Consider the following 14,475-nt stretch of genomic DNA (forward strand, 5'->3'; position numbering starts at 1 on the left):
GGACGCCACGAAAGTTCAGGATAGAAATTGTTTTCGAAACTTTCTGACCAAAAAATCGCAGAAACACTCAGGCAGGTTGGCCACAAGGTCTGAGCGAGCCGATATCAGACGCAGCAGGGCTTCCTGATTAACACGGTGTCACTTGGATGGTGGTTTTCCTCAAACAAATGGCGTCAGAGGAATGGGCAATGAGCACTAGCTAGTTGTTGCGGGATGGAAAGAAAGATGTCGCGCTGCGGTTTTGTCGAGTACTGGTGGAATTCAGGACTTGCGTCGAAAACAATAAAACCTGTTGATGGCAAAGCCGTGCGATTGAATGAAGAGTTGTTCTGAATATTGGTTTGCAGACGGTTCGTTCGGACCCTTAGGTGTGAATATTATAACAGGAACAGGATTTGTTTAGCGCAATTCTCAACGCGGCTTCACAACGTTATATGGATGTTCGTTTGAGTATCCCCGGCGGATACCAAGTGCGCATCGTTGAACGTCCTGGTCTTTGGATGCCGAGCGATGAGTTGGAAAAGCTTGTCGCGGATCTTCGGCATGTGGCGTCGAAAACGCTGCTCGCAGGGGATTTGATGTATGGTGTCTTTGCCGGAGATCGAGAACGGTTTGAACATTCGGTAATCACTTTGATTTCGCGCGGGGATGACGGCACCCCCGTCGCATTCAATGCCCTGGCGTTTATGGATGTCGATTTGGGGCATCGGTCCGAAGAGGTATTGCATCTGGGACTGGTGATGGTCGATCCAGAACTTCGCAGTCAGGGATTTAGCTGGGTTCTTTATGGCCTGACCTGTGTGTTGATCCTGTTTCGAAACGGTATGCGTCCGCTCTGGGTTTCGAATGTGACGCAAGTCCCGGCAGTGGTGGGGTTGGTCGGGCAAGGTTTCGCGCGGGTTTTCCCGACGTCACCACCCGGACCTCAGAACCGGCGCAGCCTTATGCATCTGCATTTGGCGCGGAGCATTATGCGTGATCACCGCCAGGTATTTGGGGTTGGTCCTAATGCGGGGTTTGATGAAGATCACTTTGTGATCACCAATGCCTATACCGGTGGTTCGGATTATCTGAAGAAAACCTTTGAGGATGCTCCCAAACATCGGGATCAGGTTGTGAATGAGTTCTGTCAGGACCAACTCGATTACGACCGAGGCGATGATTTCTTGCAGTTGGGTCAGATGGATATGCCAACCGCTCTGTCCTATGTCGGGCGCGAGGTTCCACGCGGTTCTTTCGCGGCCCTTGCCCTTGCCGTGGGCGCAGCGGTTCTACAGCGACTGGCGATGCCGGTGTGGCAATGGGCGGATACGCGGTACGAATTCGGCATCCTCAGACCAAGAGAGCAGGAAGAATGACGGCTTTTACCTATCGGGAGTTCACCACCCGCAATCTCGGCTTTGTCTCGGAGGAGGAACAAACGCGTTTGCGAAACGCATGTGTGTTTGTCTGCGGTACCGGAGGAATGGGCGGCAGTGCCATCATGACGCTGATCCGCGCAGGAGTCGGGCGGCTGATCCTGGCTGATCTGGACGCGTTTGAAGTTTCCAATCTGAACCGACAGCTTTTTGCAACGCTGAAAACCGTCGGTCAGGACAAGGCGCAGGCCACCCGTGATCAGTGTCTGCAAATCAACCCTGAAGCCGAGATAGAAGTGCTTGGGGCGGATTGGCCTGTTCAGGCGGACCGATTGGTTCAAAGCGCGGATGTCGTGGTAAATGGCACGGACGATCTTGGCGCCAGCTTGCTGCTGTATCGAACTGCGCGGGCCAAGGCGCGCGCGGTTATTGATGCCTATGCGTCTCCATTGCCATCGGTTTATGTCACAGCGCCCGGCGATCCGATGCCTGAAGAGCGTTTGGACTACGCCACATGTGATGCCAACTGGAATGAACTTACCCCAGAGATGCGTGAAACGGCGGCCGTCGCCGAGGCCGAATACGTACTGACCCACTCTTCGTCCCGGCATCATGTCGATCTGTCGTTGGCGGGTGAGGTAATCGCCGGAACCCGCAGCCGAATGTCCTTTGCACCAATGGTTATTATGGCAGGGACGCTGATGGGAGGAGAGGCGCTTCGGGCTGTTCTGGGCCAACCGCATGGTGCAGATTACCGGGGTTGGTTTTTGAATACGCACACAGGCAGGATCGAACGGCCTGCGCCGGATTTTCTTGCCGCATTGATGCGCCCTCTGGTTCGCCGACAAATGAAAAAGCTGCTTCAGTCATGACGGGTTCATCCGCTTTCCTGGCCGACGTTTGGGTTTCACTCTGTGCCGTGCTGGGCGCAGCGACTGTGTTAGTGCGTCTTCAGGACCTTGTGCAGAGATGGGAAATCGCAAGGCGGTTTCGCTTCTGCCTCTGGTTACTGGTCGTCCTGATGCTGGCCAGGATTGGCCACTGGGACGGCAGAGGGTGGGTGTTCTCGGCGGTCACAAGCATCTGCGCGGCATTGATACCTTTGGCTGCCTTGGTTCTGTCCGAGGGGCTGTTGCGCCGCCATGCGCATCGGGCGTTGAAACTGTTCTGTGCCTGGGGGGGATTAGGTTTTGGGCTTCTGGGTCTTTTCCAGTACGGCAGCATCGAGGTTTTCCGACTGGCTGGCCTGTTGTTGTTTCAATTGTTCGGGTTGTGTGGAGTCGCCTTGTTCGTGTTGCTGCGTGACAAAGACAGTCTGTCTCCGGCGGAAAATAGAACTATCGATTGGATAAGCCTGTCTTTCCTGCTGATCCTGCCGTTGCTGGCAACCGATTTCATGCCTGGAACCAAGCTGGACATTCCTGTCAGGCTAGGCGGCGTCGCCGTTCTGGGTCTGTGCTGGTTGTCAATTGGTATGAACCGTTCCGGATTGCGCCCACGCGACACTTTGCGTGGTTTCGGCATCGTTATTGTCATGGCCGTTCTGCTATCGCTGACCTTCTCGGGGATCGTGACGGTGAATGCAGAGTCCGGTGTGCAGATGATGGTCGTTCTGCTGGCCTCGCTTATGCTGTTGGCGATCTGGCAGGCGGCAATTGCCCTGCGGATCGAGGATCGCCAATTAATCGCGTTGCGCGAAATGGCCGACGCGGAGGGGCAGGGCCCGCAGGCGAGCCTGACGTTGCTGCGCCGGGCTGCCGGGTCTTCTGACGCGATTTTGCTCGGCGAGGCTGATTTAGCTGATATGAACCTGGATGATCTGCGCGTCAGCTTCACGGAAACTCCTGTTCAAGCTTTAGGGGCAACAGATGACGAGCAGGTCAATTGGATGTTTTCGCGTTTTGACGCGACGCACGCGGTTTTCTTATCCGCTTCACCACTGCGACTGGTCATGCTCAATACCCCCGAAATTGCGGAGCTGGACAGCACCGGTGCTGCCTTGCGCGCAGTGCAAAGGATGGCGCGGATTCTGGCGAAAGAGGAGCAATCATGATTGAACTTCTCGAGCGGGACTTTTCAAGCTTCTTTGCTACCCCGTTTCACGCCTACGGGGCGGAGACCCCATATGTTTCGCCGATGAAAGCAGATCTGAAACGCTTTTTGTCGGTCGAGAATCCATTGTTTTCCGATACATCGGATTTCACCTATTTTTCAGTGAAACGCCGTGGCAAACCGATCGGTCGGATCACGGCACATATTCATCGGGCCTCCAACGACTTGCATCAAGAGGCGCGGGGATGCTTTGGCTTCTTTGATTGCGCAAATGATCCCGAGGCGGCGGCGGCATTGCTACAGGCGGCGGAAAACTGGGCGCGTACCAAGGGCATGACCCGTCTGGTCGGGAACTTCAACCTGACCGCCATGCAGCAAGCGGGGATCATGACAGGCGGCTTCGACAAGCCCCCATTTACCGATCAGATTTGGGGGCCTGCGCATCTGCCGGAGCTGCTTGAGGCGAACGGGTTTCAGGCGCAATTCCCAATGACTACATTCGAGCGTCGCCTGGACACCAATCCACGCCCTGAGGTTTTATCGGACGCGCAACGTGTGCGGTTGTTGGATCAAGGGTTCTCTTTCGCGCCCGTTACCCGCAGGACTATTGCCGAACGTCTGGAGGATGCCCGCGCGATCCTGAACCACAGTTTCAAAGACAATCCTATGTTCGTTCCGGTCTCAGCCGAGGAGTTCCACTTTCAGGCCAAAGATATGAAGTGGATCATGGACCCGCGGATTTCAAAAGTTGTGCATTTTCGAGGCTCTCCGGCGGGTGCGGTGATTGCCATTCCTGATCTCAACCCGTTGCTTAGGCGGATTGGATCGAGAATGCGTCTGTCCTTGCCGTATCACTATCTCCGCTACAAAGCCCGCCGCGATCGCGCAGTGGTCATTTTTCAGGGTGTTATGCCAGAATTTCAGGGCCGTTCAGTCAATCCATTGATGCTGAGCGAGATGACACGAGACATGATTGCGGCCGGATACAAAACGGTTGGTGGCACCTGGATTGCCGACGAAAATGAAGCCAGTTTGCGCCAGACCGAAAAGGTCGGGGCCGTGCCGTTGCACCGGTTGCACCTGTTTTCCAAGGAGTTGAGGTAGTGAACGGCGCGGAGTTCGAAGCAATCGTTGCCAAAGCAATGTTGGCCCCGTCGGCCCACAACACGCAGCCTGCGCGATGGCGACTGGATGGAGAATGTATTGAGGTTTATGCTGATCTATCGCGGCGTCTCCCTGTTGGCGATCCGAAAGATCGTGATCTGGAAGTTTCATGTGGCGCGGCAGTGGAAGGCACGGTGTTGGCTTTGGTTGCGCGCGGGACTGGCGCTGATGTGACTATGTCGAATGCGCCTGCGGAGGCTGGATTGCGCCCGATTGCCCGCATCTCTCCAAAGGTCACATTTGACGCTGCGGATGCCGAATTGGCTGCAGAAGTCACGAAACGTGTGACACATCGCGCGGGTTTTTCACCTTCACCGAACGGTGCCTTTGAAGATTGGAACGCGCCTCATTTAACCTTGGTCGAGGATACCGCCCAGATCGCTTCGCTCGCCAAGCAAATCGACATCGCCTCGGTCCGCGTCATGCGATCCAAAGCCTTTCGTTCGGAGTTGCTGCATTGGATGCGTTTGCGTGACGACGATCCTAATTATCACACCGACGGGTTGAACCGAGAGGTGCTTGCAATGGATGCAATCACCGCGAAGTTTGCGCCAGCAATTCTGCGTGGCTGGATTTATGATCTGTTGTCAGCGCTGGGTCTTGGCCCCCACCTGTCAGGCGAGGCTGCGCGCAGCCGCAGTGCGGGGGCGATCGCGCTGTTTCACTGGCCTGCGAACGGGTCGATGGTTGAGGCAGGCCGTGCATTCTACCGATCCTGGTTGCAAGCCACTGCGCGTGGGTTGGTGGGATGGCCTGCCGCCGCGCTGGCAGATGATCACGACACTCGCGCGACCATTTCCGATCGCTTTGCGATACCGTCCGACAGGGTCTTGTTCAACGCGTTGAGACTGGGTGCAGCAAACGGTGCCACACCCAGCCGAACGCGCTTGTCTGTCCGCGACGTTATCGTTTAGGCGGCGATATTCTCACCCACCTCTTTCAGCAGTTTTTCGGTTTTTGCTTCTTCGATGCGGTTATGTAGGCGCTGGGATTCTTCTCGGTCGCGCAGGGTTTTTGTGATCGAAACAGTGGTATGTACCAACATCAGCGCGGACATCGAATAAAACCCTTTCGCTGCAAAGCTGGCTTCGAGGAAATAAATGCCACCGGCCATCATCGCTGCTGCGACAATGAATGAGACTATGGTGAACAAATTCCAGGCGTTGGACTGCGGCAGGTTCAGGTTTTCTTCGGTGTTCATTGGTTCAATCCTTTCAGGTTTTCGGTGGGGTTAAGTCGATTTCAGGATTCAGTTTGATTTGGATTTGTCCGATTTCCTGGCCTTCTTCCTCAGTCGATCAAGCACTTCATCTGCGCTTGATCGTAAAGGTTTACCGCATCCGGCTTCAGCCAACCGGTCGCGCATATTCTCAGCTGAACCAGTCGCTTCCAATTCGGTCATTGCACGCGCTGTTGCAACCATTTCGCATTGTCGCTCTTGCAAGCGCTGCAAGGTATCCTCGGCCTCGCGCAACGTCGACAATCCGCTGTCGGGTGCCACTTGCTGAAGGCGCTGCGTTTTGTCCGTGGCTGTTGCAAGCCGCTGACCGCGCTGCAATTGCCGCAGCCGTGTTTCAGCTTCGCGCAGGACTGTGCGCAGGCGGGTGATCTCGGTATCGAACCGGTCTTGCGCTTGAGTTGACACATCACGCTCTGCTTCAAGATGTGCGATTGTCTCTGCCGCATCCCTCGCAAGATCTTCTCGGTTTTGCCGCAGCGCATCCAGTGTACGGGCTTCGAGGTCTGCGATCTGCTGCGTCAATCGTTCGTGTTGCTTAGCCTCCTGTTCGTTCTGTGTCATCGCGACGGCGACGGCATTTCGGGACATCTGAACAGCGTGGGCACACTCCCTGATCTGCTGGCGCAGAATGGGCAGGGCATTGCGGTCTGTTACGACGGTCGCCGCCTCAAGGGTCCGGCCTCTAATCAAAGTGGCAAACTGTTTGAACATCGTTGGCTCCTCATTTATGAACATTGTTCATGGTGTGACTATGGAATGATTCTGAACGCCGTTCAATACTAAAAATGAACAACGTTCAATAATGTAAAGATAAGGGAACTAAGTGACTAAAAGTAAAAGAGAAATTCTAAGAGAAAATATCCTGATCGCGGCGGAAAAGCGTATGGAAACGCAAGGGTTGGCCGCGTTGCGGGCCCGTGATGTCACAAAGGATGCCGGATGTGCGCTGGGCAGTCTTTATAACGCTTTCGAAGATCTGGACCTTCTTGTTCTAGCGGTGAACTCGCGCACGATTGCGCGTTTGCATGCGTCATTGAAGGCCGCCTCAGCATTGCAAGAAGAGCCAGAGGGAAAGCTACTGGCACTCGCGTTAGCTTACCTCGATTTTGGTACACAGAACCCAAACTTGTGGGCTGCACTGTTCGATCACCAGATGCAACCAGGGGTGTCCGTACCGCAATGGCACCTTGAGGAACATGTAGCGCTTATCGCCGAGATTATCGGCCCGTTGTCGGTACTATTCCCCGACTTGGATGGCGACACATTGGCTTCGCGGGCGCGGACGGTGTTTTCTGCCGTTCATGGCATCGTCAAGCTTTCGCTTGAGGGGCGCTTTGTTGCTTTGGACCCGGATGAGGTCCGCGTTGAGTTGTCGAAGTTCGTATCCCAGTATCTGCGGGGTCGCCGTTACGAGTCCAGGCCTTGATATGCTTCGTTGCTGTCGTCTGGGGCGGACTCACGTCTTAGGTCATGAGTGTAGTCGCGGGTAACGTCAGCCATCACCAAACGGTAGCTCTTAAAAAAGCGGGACCGGCCAAGCGCTTGCGCGCGACGATGCGCAGGAAGATTTCGCCATTTGGTTACGGCATCTTCGTCCTCGAAGTAGCCGATGGCGACAAATCTGCCGGGTTTGGCTGAGCTTTCAAAACGTTCGATTGAAATGAAGCCTTCAATACCATTCAAATGTTCGCGCAAATCCGTCGACGTTTGCATGTAGTCGTCCATTTCGTGCGCTTCAACGTCGAACTCAAATACCATGACAATCATGCGTGTTATCCATCTAGTTTGGTTCTTCGGGTGATACCTACCAGTAAAACGGCTCTATTGTTTCGATGTGGGTCGAAGCGTTGATGCTGCTGAACTCGTTGCCATTTTTGACAAGATGGGCGTCAACTCATGTCGCGTGTGCCTTCCCGCTGTCAGCCGGAGCCTGCTCTCGATCAAACATGCCATAATCCCGGATCACGCTGGCGATCCGCAGGCGGTAGTTATCAAAGACCGCTGAGCGTCCTCTCGCTTGCGCGTCTCGATGGGCGGTGAGGTTGCGCCAGCGTGCTACTGCGTCTTCATCTTCAAAGAACGACAGGGACAGGATTTTGTGCGGATCCGTTAGGCTTTGGAACCGCTCGACCGAGATAAAGCCCTCGATGTCATCGAGCATCGGACGCATCTCTGCTGCGATGTCGAGATAGTCGTCTTTGCGACCCTCTGCTGGTTCAACTTCAAAAATCACAGCAATCATGCGCCGTCTCCGTGCGGCGAAGAAGCGAGCTTGAGCCAGGTACGATCTTCGCGGAGCAGGAATTTTTCCGTTTGGGCGAATTCGTAGTTCTCGCGCCCGAGCGGGTCGGCGGCCAAGCGTGTCCGATAAGCTTCATAGTCTGCAAGACTGGCCACGTTGTAGATGCCATAAGCTAGCGTCGACGACCCCTCATGAGGCGCGTAGTAGCCGATCAGATCAGCGCCACAGCGCGGGATCGCCTGACCCCAGTTGCGGCAATACTCTTCGAACTGGGCCTTCTTGGTCGGGTCTATTTGGTAACGGATAACGCAAGTCAGCATGACGGATTCCTTCCAGTTTGTTTCGCAGATCCTAACGGTTTGCTTTCCGTCGACGCTTCGATTAGCATCGAACTATGAAAGAAGGTCCAGATATCGCTCATATCGCCGCTTTGATCGGCGACCCCGCCCGCGCCAACATGCTAACCGCGCTGATGAGTGGCAAAGCCCTGACTGTCAGCGAGCTGGCGGAGGAAGCCGGAGTGACGATCCAAACTGCCAGCTCGCATCTTTCGAAGTTGGACGATGGTGGGCTTTTGCGTCCTCGAAAGCAGGGTCGGCACAAATATTTCGCACTCGCGAGCGACGAGGTAGCGCATGTCCTGGAGGGTCTGATGGGACTTGCGGCGGGGTCGGGATATTTGCGCAAACGGACAGGCCCAAGAGACGCGGAATTGCGGCTGGCCCGCGTTTGCTACAACCATCTGGCAGGGGACATGGGTACTCAGATGTTTGATAGCCTCGTAGAACGCGGGCATTTGGTTCTGGATGGCGAGGAACTTGAACTGACCGAGACAGGTGCCGCCTTCGCAACAGAATTCGAAATTGACATCGGGAGCTTACGCAAGGCGCGTGCTCCAGTTTGTCGAGAATGCCTGGATTGGAGTGAGCGCCGGTCCCATCTGGCAGGGAGCTTAGGCCGCGCGTTTCTCGGTCGTTTCGAGGAACTGTCCTGGGCCAAACGAGATCAGAAAACACGCGTAGTGACGTTCTCGCGGAATGGAGCAGAGGAATTTAACAAGCTCTTTCCGGTGACCTAAGAGATTAGTGTTTCTACAAAGCAGACTTTGCGCGGACGGCGGCAAAGCCCGCATCGGGCTCGAAGCCGTCGCTGATGTGAAAGGCAGCGAAGGGCAATACTGAGGCCCAGAAAGGCATAGGTTTTCCACCTGATTGTCCAATCCTTCGTGCTGTTCGCAGTCTTCTCGACGTAACTAGCTGCCATGAGCTAGGCTGTTCGTGGGAGGCCAATGCGATGGAGCAAGAGCACCAAGAACGCAGGTTGACAACGATCCTTTCGGCAGATGTCGAGGGTTACTCCAACTTGATGCGGCTAGATGAGAGCGGCACTCTGGCAGCGCTGAAGGCACTCCGGAATGACGAAATCGATCCACGGATCGAGAGACACCATGGTCGGATCGTCAAACTCATGGGTGATGGAAGCCTTTTCGAGTTTGCCAGCGTGATCGATGCTGTCAGCTTTGCTGTTGATGTCCAACATGCCATTGCAGCGGCTCAGCGAGAGCGCCCTGAAGATGAGCGAATCCTGTTCCGCATCGGCATCAACGTAGGCGATGTCATCGTTGACGGTGATGATATTTACGGTGACGGAGTGAATGTCGCGGCCCGGATCGAGGGCCTGGCGGATCCAGGTGGGATTTGCATATCACGCAGTGCATTTGATCAGGTGCACGAAAAACTCGACCTCACTTTTACGCCGATGGGACCACAGTTGGTCAAGAATATCCCCGCCCCGGTGGAAGTGTATCGTGTCGGACTAGACGACCGCTCGCAGGCACTGGCGCTGGAAGCTCCACCACCCATTGCCGAACCATCGGTTGAGCGTCCGCGTCGTAGGTTTTTGCCATTCGCAATAACTACGGGGCTTGCCATTCTAGCATTGGTGGTTGGGGTGTTTTTCTTTCGGTCGGAGCCAGTCAAACCGCCTGTGATCGCAGTGTTGCCGTTCGAAGACCTAAGTCCCAATGAGCACAAAGGCGTACTGAATGACACGATAGGCGACGGTATCATCACTTCTCTGGCGCGCTATAAGGAATTCACCGTTATTTCACGTCGCTCCAGTTTCAAGTTTCGAAACTCCGAAGAAGGTATATCCGAGATCGGGGACCAACTCGGGGCGGATTTTGTTCTGGAAGGATCTCAGCAATACGATGGCAAGCGGTTGAGAGTGGCGGCGCAGTTGATTGATGCGGATACCGAAACCCATATCTGGGCCGATGAGATCGACGTGCCTCTCGAAGAACTTCTCAGAACAAACAATGAGATCAGCCGGAAAGTCGCAAATGCCGTGGGTGCCAATGTGGTCGCCACGGCCGAAGCGCGAGTGACCGAAGGCGATGTCAGTGCCTTGTTGATTGCCAATGCCGCGCAAAGTCGGATCATGCGGAACTTTAGTCGTGAAAGCCTGTTGAAGAATATCGAAGAACAGGAGCGGTCCCTTAAGGACTACCCGGAATCCGCTTGGGGTCATGTTGGACAGGCATTGTCGCTCCGCATTGGACTGCGCTATGGCTGGATAGAAGGTGACGAAGAAGCGCTTCGAAAAAGGATGATCGACCTCGCCCGCAGCGGTGTAGAGCTCGATCCTAATAATTTCCTAGCCTACCACGCGTTGGGACGTGCCTTGATGTTCAATCGCGATCTTGAGGCCGCCGCTGTTGCGTTTCGACGTGCCATCGAACTGAACCCATCGTCTTCATTTGCGCGTAGCGCGCTGACACTCGCGTTGACCCGTCTTGGAAAAACGGACGAGGCTCTTGCAGAAATTGAGATTACCACGCGCATTGATCCATTCTACGGACACAATTTGTATTGGGACAAGGCGCTGATCCAGTGGCAGATTGGCGAATGTGAACAGGCGCTTGTGACCTTCAAGTCCACGCCATCTATGCCGGTAGCCGCAAAAAAAGTGCTTGCCGCAATATACCAGTGCCTTGGTGAACAGGAAAAAGCGGCCAAAGCGATGGCTGATTTTGTCGCCGAAAACCCCGAATGGTCCGTGTCTCGTGAGCGTGATGTCCTTACAGGTATGTGGAGCGCTCCGGGTGCTCTGGACCGGTGGCTTGAAGCCATGGAGGCTTCAGGAATGCCGCTGTGAGGCACCATTCAGATCCTACTTGAAATGCAGGCTCGCTATTTCGACCACAGATGTGTGGGTAAATCTTGGGCGCACTAACAAAGTCGACGCATGCGTCGAGATCGACGCCGCCGTCGGAATGTCAATGTTGTCGTACGCCCACAGTCGCAGATATCGGGAGCAACGTTAGCAGCGGCAAGGCGCGCACCTCGACGGTACAGGCAAATCACCCCATTCGCTGAGCAACTCAAACCGCTCAGTTTTGCCTTAGATTGTCGGGCATATTCAGTTTTCGTTGATCAGCGGCGCTTATCGAAACGCGCAGTCTCATTCGCGGGTTAGTCGCCCAAGGGCTGCGGACCGGTTCTTCCGTGATACGCCGTCAACGATGCTCGAATGCGTCGCAGGTTTTCTTTTGTTTCGTCAGTCATTTCCTGCGCCACGGTCATGGCCAAAGCGTCGACGATGGCGAGGTGTGCATATCGCGAGGCTGTGGGTTTGTAGATGTCGCTGTCTTCGGGCAGTTCTGTAAGAAGGGCAATCTTGGATAGGTCTGACAGCCTTGTATTGGGTTTTGTGATGCTGATCGTGGTTGCGCCATAGCCATTTGCGACTTCGGCGGCACCAACGATTGCATCGGCTTCCCCGCTTGCCGAAACAAGGAAGAGAACGTCTTCAGGACCCAGGGCTGCGGCGCGCATTTGAAGGACATAGCTGTCATTTACGAAGAACGACGGAATTCCGAGGCGGAAAAAGCGATTGGAGGCTTCCTGTGCAACAAGCGAAGAACCCCCGCCTATTCCCGAGAACAGTATTTGCCGTCGGTCCAGGCAGGCGTCCCGAGCTTCTTCAAGCTTTTTCGTATCGATCTGGCCGCGCATAACATCCAATGTTGCGAATAATGCGCCAAGGACATGATCAATCGCCGTATCGGCGTCAGAACTTTCATTCCCTGTGCTTCTGTATAGATACTGGGCGCTTACAGCGACGTTCTGTGCCAGACGAAGTTTGAAGTCGCGAAACCCCTCACAACCGAGGCTCCGGCAAAAGCGAACGACGGTCGGTTTGCTGACCGAGCAGCGATGCGCGAGGTCCCCGATGGTCATAGAGCTGATTTCGGTGAGATGGTCCTTCACGTAATCGGCCACTTTTTGTTCCTGAACCGCCAATTTGGTCTGCGAGTCGTGCAGGGCTGGAATTAAATCCACCGCCCCGACACGGCCTTTATGCGGCGGCGCGTTCTCTTCTGATTCAGGATGAGATCGGGCCGGTAAAGCGGTCATTTTCTTTTGGTCATGCATGAAACTTAGTTACACAATATGGTGGTGGCAGGCAAGAAACTCGCGAATAGGTGCTCCACAGCCATCGAAATCGATCATCAAAAGAAACTGAGTTACATTTTTTGTTGATTTAACGCCGAACGACGCTCTATATGTAACCAAGTTACAGATTCGGATCCTGGGGAGGAATGCGAATGTCGGAGTGGTTCGCCAGCGCCAGCTCAAGGATAAACACTGTCGTCGAAGGCATCGTCGCCGCATTGATGCTTTCGCTTGTGCTGGATGTCTGGCTTGGCGTCATCGACCGGTATTACTTTCACTGGCAGCTCCCATGGCCCGAGGTTCTGGCCCGCTACCTGATGATCTGGGCGGCGTTGCTCGCGGTTTCATCCGGTATCGCACGCCGGGACCACATCGGACTGACAGCTTTCGTGATGATCCTTCCCGTCGGTTTGCGCCGCGCTCTGCTGATCGTAATGGATGTCTTGGCGTTGGCTTTGTTTCTGTATGTTGCCTACTTCGGCATCAGCTTCGCCGAAAGCGGAGCGCCCCGCCAAGCGATGATCTTTGGGATAAGCCTTGCTCCGTTTTACGCAGCCATTCCCGTCGCGGCGGCCTTGTCATCCGTGCAACTGGTCCTCGTCCTGTTCCGAGACTTGGGGTCGCATATTGACGAACCGCCCTTTGCCACTGAGGCGGAGGACACGCTGTGATCGTCGCAATCGTATTTGTCGCCCTTATCCTGTTCGGGATGCCGATTGGGTTTGCCATTGGCCTTGCCGGCGTTGTTGGTCTGATTGACATGGGCGGAACGCAGTTCCTGGCGATTGGTCCCAGTAAGATATTCAACGGCCTCAATATCTTTCCCTTTTTGGCCATGCCGTTTTTCATTCTGGCCGGTGAGATCATGAATGACATCGGGATCACCAGTCGCCTTGTGAAACTGGCTCAAGTTCTGGTTGGACGGTTCCGGGGTGGGTTGGCCCATACCAACATGTTGGCCTCGGTGTTCTTCGCTGGGCTGACAGGCTCTGCAACAGCGGATGCTGCGGCCTTTGGTCGAACGCTTGTGCCTGCGATGGTCAAAGAGGGTTACAAGCGCGACTATGCCTGCGCAGTCACGGCAGCAGGATCCATCATCGGCCCGACCATCCCGCCATCAGGGCTCATGGTCGTCTATGGGTCGCTGATGGGAGTTTCCATAGCAGGTCTGTTCGCGGCGGGCGTTTTGCCGGGCCTTGTGATCTGTGTCGTCTGCATGGCGGTCATCGCCATCGGCGGCAAGCGTGAGAACCTGCCCAAAGCTTTGCGCGGTGCCACCCCTCGCGAGGTCTGGGACACGTTCGTTTCTTCGCTGACAGCGCTGGCGATGCCCGTGATCATCCTGGGCGGCATTCTGGGAGGCATTGTCACCCCGACCGAAGCGGCGTCCATTGCTGTCGCCTACGCCATGTTCATCGGGATTTTTGTCTATCGGTCGCTGACGTTCAAAGGCTTCTACGCCATGCTTGTCCGTACCGCACGTATCACGGGTGTGATCTTTGTAATTATTGCCTTCGCCGGAATCCTTGGTTGGTGGATGAGCTTTGAACGTATTCCGCAATTGATCGCGGAAACCGTTCTTGGTTTGTCAGATAACCGCTATGCCGTCATCGCGATCATCATCGGATTGCTTCTGATCGTCGGTATGGTGATGGATATCACCGCCATTCTGATCATCCTCGCTCCGGTGCTGGTTCCGCTGACGCAGCAAGTCGGGCTGGAACCCATTCACGCCGGGATCATCTTTGTGCTGGCGCTGAATATCTCGCTGATGACCCCGCCGGTGGGCGCATGCCTGTTTGTTCTGTCTTCCGTAACCGGCGAAAAGCTGGAGCGGATTTCCATCAAATTGTTCCCGTTTCTGATTGCCGAAATCGCAATCCTCTTTGCCTTCGCCTTCTGGGAGGATGCCGCCCTTTGGCTGCCCAGGATGTTGGGTTTTGCTCAGTAAGTTCCCCATGA

Annotated in this window: 16 protein-coding genes; 10 read left to right on the plus strand and 6 right to left on the minus strand. The window is 55.0% G+C overall.

All coding sequences use genetic code 11. The annotated features are described in order from the left end of the window. Nucleotides 1–446: 446 nt before the first annotated feature. The 5 genes from ACR0JA_RS11480 to ACR0JA_RS11500 are packed head-to-tail and all read left to right on the plus strand — an operon-like array spanning nucleotide 447 to nucleotide 5,488. Nucleotides 447–1,358: a hypothetical protein gene (locus ACR0JA_RS11480; protein WP_480574375.1), complete on the plus strand. Its 912-nt coding sequence runs from the start codon at nucleotides 447–449 to the stop codon at nucleotides 1,356–1,358. Then, entirely contained in the window at nucleotides 1,355–2,230 is an 876-nt protein-coding gene (locus ACR0JA_RS11485; RefSeq protein WP_480574378.1) for a ThiF family adenylyltransferase, read from the plus strand. The genes ACR0JA_RS11480 and ACR0JA_RS11485 overlap by 4 nt, the downstream gene beginning before the upstream one ends. Beyond that, the gene (locus ACR0JA_RS11490; protein ID WP_480574380.1) at nucleotides 2,227–3,411 is read left to right on the plus strand and encodes a hypothetical protein; all 1,185 of its coding nucleotides are present in this window, start codon (nucleotides 2,227–2,229) and stop codon (nucleotides 3,409–3,411) included. The genes ACR0JA_RS11485 and ACR0JA_RS11490 overlap by 4 nt, the downstream gene beginning before the upstream one ends. Next, the gene (locus ACR0JA_RS11495; RefSeq protein WP_480574383.1) at nucleotides 3,408–4,514 is read left to right on the plus strand and encodes a hypothetical protein; all 1,107 of its coding nucleotides are present in this window, start codon (nucleotides 3,408–3,410) and stop codon (nucleotides 4,512–4,514) included. Before ACR0JA_RS11490 ends, ACR0JA_RS11495 begins: the two co-directional genes overlap by 4 nt. Next, on the plus strand, nucleotides 4,514–5,488 hold the full coding sequence (locus ACR0JA_RS11500) for a hypothetical protein (protein ID WP_480574385.1): 975 nt from the start codon (nucleotides 4,514–4,516) through the stop codon (nucleotides 5,486–5,488). The genes ACR0JA_RS11495 and ACR0JA_RS11500 overlap by 1 nt, the downstream gene beginning before the upstream one ends. Here ACR0JA_RS11500 and ACR0JA_RS11505 read toward each other — a convergent pair. Next, nucleotides 5,485–5,775, minus strand: a complete 291-nt coding sequence (locus ACR0JA_RS11505) for a YiaA/YiaB family inner membrane protein (RefSeq protein WP_480574388.1) — start codon at nucleotides 5,773–5,775, stop codon at nucleotides 5,485–5,487. The two genes, ACR0JA_RS11500 and ACR0JA_RS11505, sit on opposite strands and share 4 nt — an antisense overlap. A gap of 48 nt (nucleotides 5,776–5,823) precedes the next feature. Next, entirely contained in the window at nucleotides 5,824–6,525 is a 702-nt protein-coding gene (locus ACR0JA_RS11510; protein WP_480574391.1) for a PspA/IM30 family protein, read from the minus strand. A 112-nt stretch (nucleotides 6,526–6,637) separates the two neighbouring features. Between ACR0JA_RS11510 and ACR0JA_RS11515 the strand changes: the two genes are divergently transcribed. After that, on the plus strand, nucleotides 6,638–7,240 hold the full coding sequence (locus ACR0JA_RS11515) for a TetR/AcrR family transcriptional regulator (RefSeq protein WP_480574394.1): 603 nt from the start codon (nucleotides 6,638–6,640) through the stop codon (nucleotides 7,238–7,240). Here the strand turns inward: ACR0JA_RS11515 and ACR0JA_RS11520 are convergent. From ACR0JA_RS11520 to ACR0JA_RS11530, 3 genes are all read right to left on the minus strand, one after another. Next, a complete protein-coding gene (locus ACR0JA_RS11520) occupies nucleotides 7,222–7,581 on the minus strand; it encodes an antibiotic biosynthesis monooxygenase family protein (RefSeq protein WP_480574397.1) in 360 nt (119 codons plus the stop codon). The two genes, ACR0JA_RS11515 and ACR0JA_RS11520, sit on opposite strands and share 19 nt — an antisense overlap. Nucleotides 7,582–7,708: 127 nt before the next feature. Beyond that, entirely contained in the window at nucleotides 7,709–8,056 is a 348-nt protein-coding gene (locus tag ACR0JA_RS11525; RefSeq protein ID WP_480574399.1) for an antibiotic biosynthesis monooxygenase family protein, read from the minus strand. Next, nucleotides 8,053–8,376, minus strand: a complete 324-nt coding sequence (locus ACR0JA_RS11530) for an NIPSNAP family protein (protein WP_480574402.1) — start codon at nucleotides 8,374–8,376, stop codon at nucleotides 8,053–8,055. Before ACR0JA_RS11530 ends, ACR0JA_RS11525 begins: the two co-directional genes overlap by 4 nt. Before the next feature lie 74 nt (nucleotides 8,377–8,450). Between ACR0JA_RS11530 and ACR0JA_RS11535 the strand changes: the two genes are divergently transcribed. Continuing rightward, complete coding sequence (locus ACR0JA_RS11535; protein WP_480574404.1) at nucleotides 8,451–9,134, plus strand: ArsR/SmtB family transcription factor; 684 nt, start codon at nucleotides 8,451–8,453, stop codon at nucleotides 9,132–9,134. Nucleotides 9,135–9,349: 215 nt separating this feature from the next. Next, on the plus strand, nucleotides 9,350–11,212 hold the full coding sequence (locus ACR0JA_RS11540; RefSeq protein ID WP_480574407.1) for an adenylate/guanylate cyclase domain-containing protein: 1,863 nt from the start codon (nucleotides 9,350–9,352) through the stop codon (nucleotides 11,210–11,212). Between the two features lie 317 nt (nucleotides 11,213–11,529). Here ACR0JA_RS11540 and ACR0JA_RS11545 read toward each other — a convergent pair whose 3' ends face one another. Further along, nucleotides 11,530–12,492, minus strand: a complete 963-nt coding sequence (locus tag ACR0JA_RS11545) for a MurR/RpiR family transcriptional regulator (protein ID WP_480574410.1) — start codon at nucleotides 12,490–12,492, stop codon at nucleotides 11,530–11,532. Between the two features lie 173 nt (nucleotides 12,493–12,665). Between ACR0JA_RS11545 and ACR0JA_RS11550 the strand changes: the two genes are divergently transcribed. Both ACR0JA_RS11550 and ACR0JA_RS11555 read left to right on the plus strand, forming a co-directional pair. Next, nucleotides 12,666–13,184, plus strand: coding sequence for a TRAP transporter small permease (locus tag ACR0JA_RS11550; RefSeq protein WP_480574413.1), 519 nt, complete (start codon nucleotides 12,666–12,668; stop codon nucleotides 13,182–13,184). Next, nucleotides 13,181–14,464 (plus strand): TRAP transporter large permease, encoded by a 1,284-nt coding sequence (locus tag ACR0JA_RS11555; RefSeq protein WP_480574416.1) that lies wholly within the window; start codon nucleotides 13,181–13,183, stop codon nucleotides 14,462–14,464. Before ACR0JA_RS11550 ends, ACR0JA_RS11555 begins: the two co-directional genes overlap by 4 nt. The last annotated feature ends 11 nt before the right edge of the window (nucleotides 14,465–14,475 follow it).

The sequence above is a fragment of the Ruegeria sp. AM4 genome (genome assembly GCF_056540665.1).

What these genes read in the sequence shown, in the direction of transcription:
- ACR0JA_RS11485 (WP_480574378.1), top strand. Translation starts at nt 1,355, where the DNA reads ATGACGGCTTTTACCTATCGGGAGTTCACCACCCGCAATCTCGGCTTT.
- ACR0JA_RS11490 (WP_480574380.1), top strand. Translation starts at nt 2,227, where the DNA reads ATGACGGGTTCATCCGCTTTCCTGGCCGACGTTTGGGTTTCACTCTGT.
- ACR0JA_RS11495 (WP_480574383.1), top strand. Translation starts at nt 3,408, where the DNA reads ATGATTGAACTTCTCGAGCGGGACTTTTCAAGCTTCTTTGCTACCCCG.
- ACR0JA_RS11505 (WP_480574388.1), bottom strand. Translation starts at nt 5,775, where the DNA reads ATGAACACCGAAGAAAACCTGAACCTGCCGCAGTCCAACGCCTGGAAT.
- ACR0JA_RS11510 (WP_480574391.1), bottom strand. Translation starts at nt 6,525, where the DNA reads ATGTTCAAACAGTTTGCCACTTTGATTAGAGGCCGGACCCTTGAGGCG.
- ACR0JA_RS11520 (WP_480574397.1), bottom strand. Translation starts at nt 7,581, where the DNA reads ATGATTGTCATGGTATTTGAGTTCGACGTTGAAGCGCACGAAATGGAC.
- ACR0JA_RS11525 (WP_480574399.1), bottom strand. Translation starts at nt 8,056, where the DNA reads ATGATTGCTGTGATTTTTGAAGTTGAACCAGCAGAGGGTCGCAAAGAC.
- ACR0JA_RS11530 (WP_480574402.1), bottom strand. Translation starts at nt 8,376, where the DNA reads ATGCTGACTTGCGTTATCCGTTACCAAATAGACCCGACCAAGAAGGCC.
- ACR0JA_RS11535 (WP_480574404.1), top strand. Translation starts at nt 8,451, where the DNA reads ATGAAAGAAGGTCCAGATATCGCTCATATCGCCGCTTTGATCGGCGAC.
- ACR0JA_RS11540 (WP_480574407.1), top strand. Translation starts at nt 9,350, where the DNA reads ATGGAGCAAGAGCACCAAGAACGCAGGTTGACAACGATCCTTTCGGCA.
- ACR0JA_RS11545 (WP_480574410.1), bottom strand. Translation starts at nt 12,492, where the DNA reads ATGCATGACCAAAAGAAAATGACCGCTTTACCGGCCCGATCTCATCCT.
- ACR0JA_RS11550 (WP_480574413.1), top strand. Translation starts at nt 12,666, where the DNA reads ATGTCGGAGTGGTTCGCCAGCGCCAGCTCAAGGATAAACACTGTCGTC.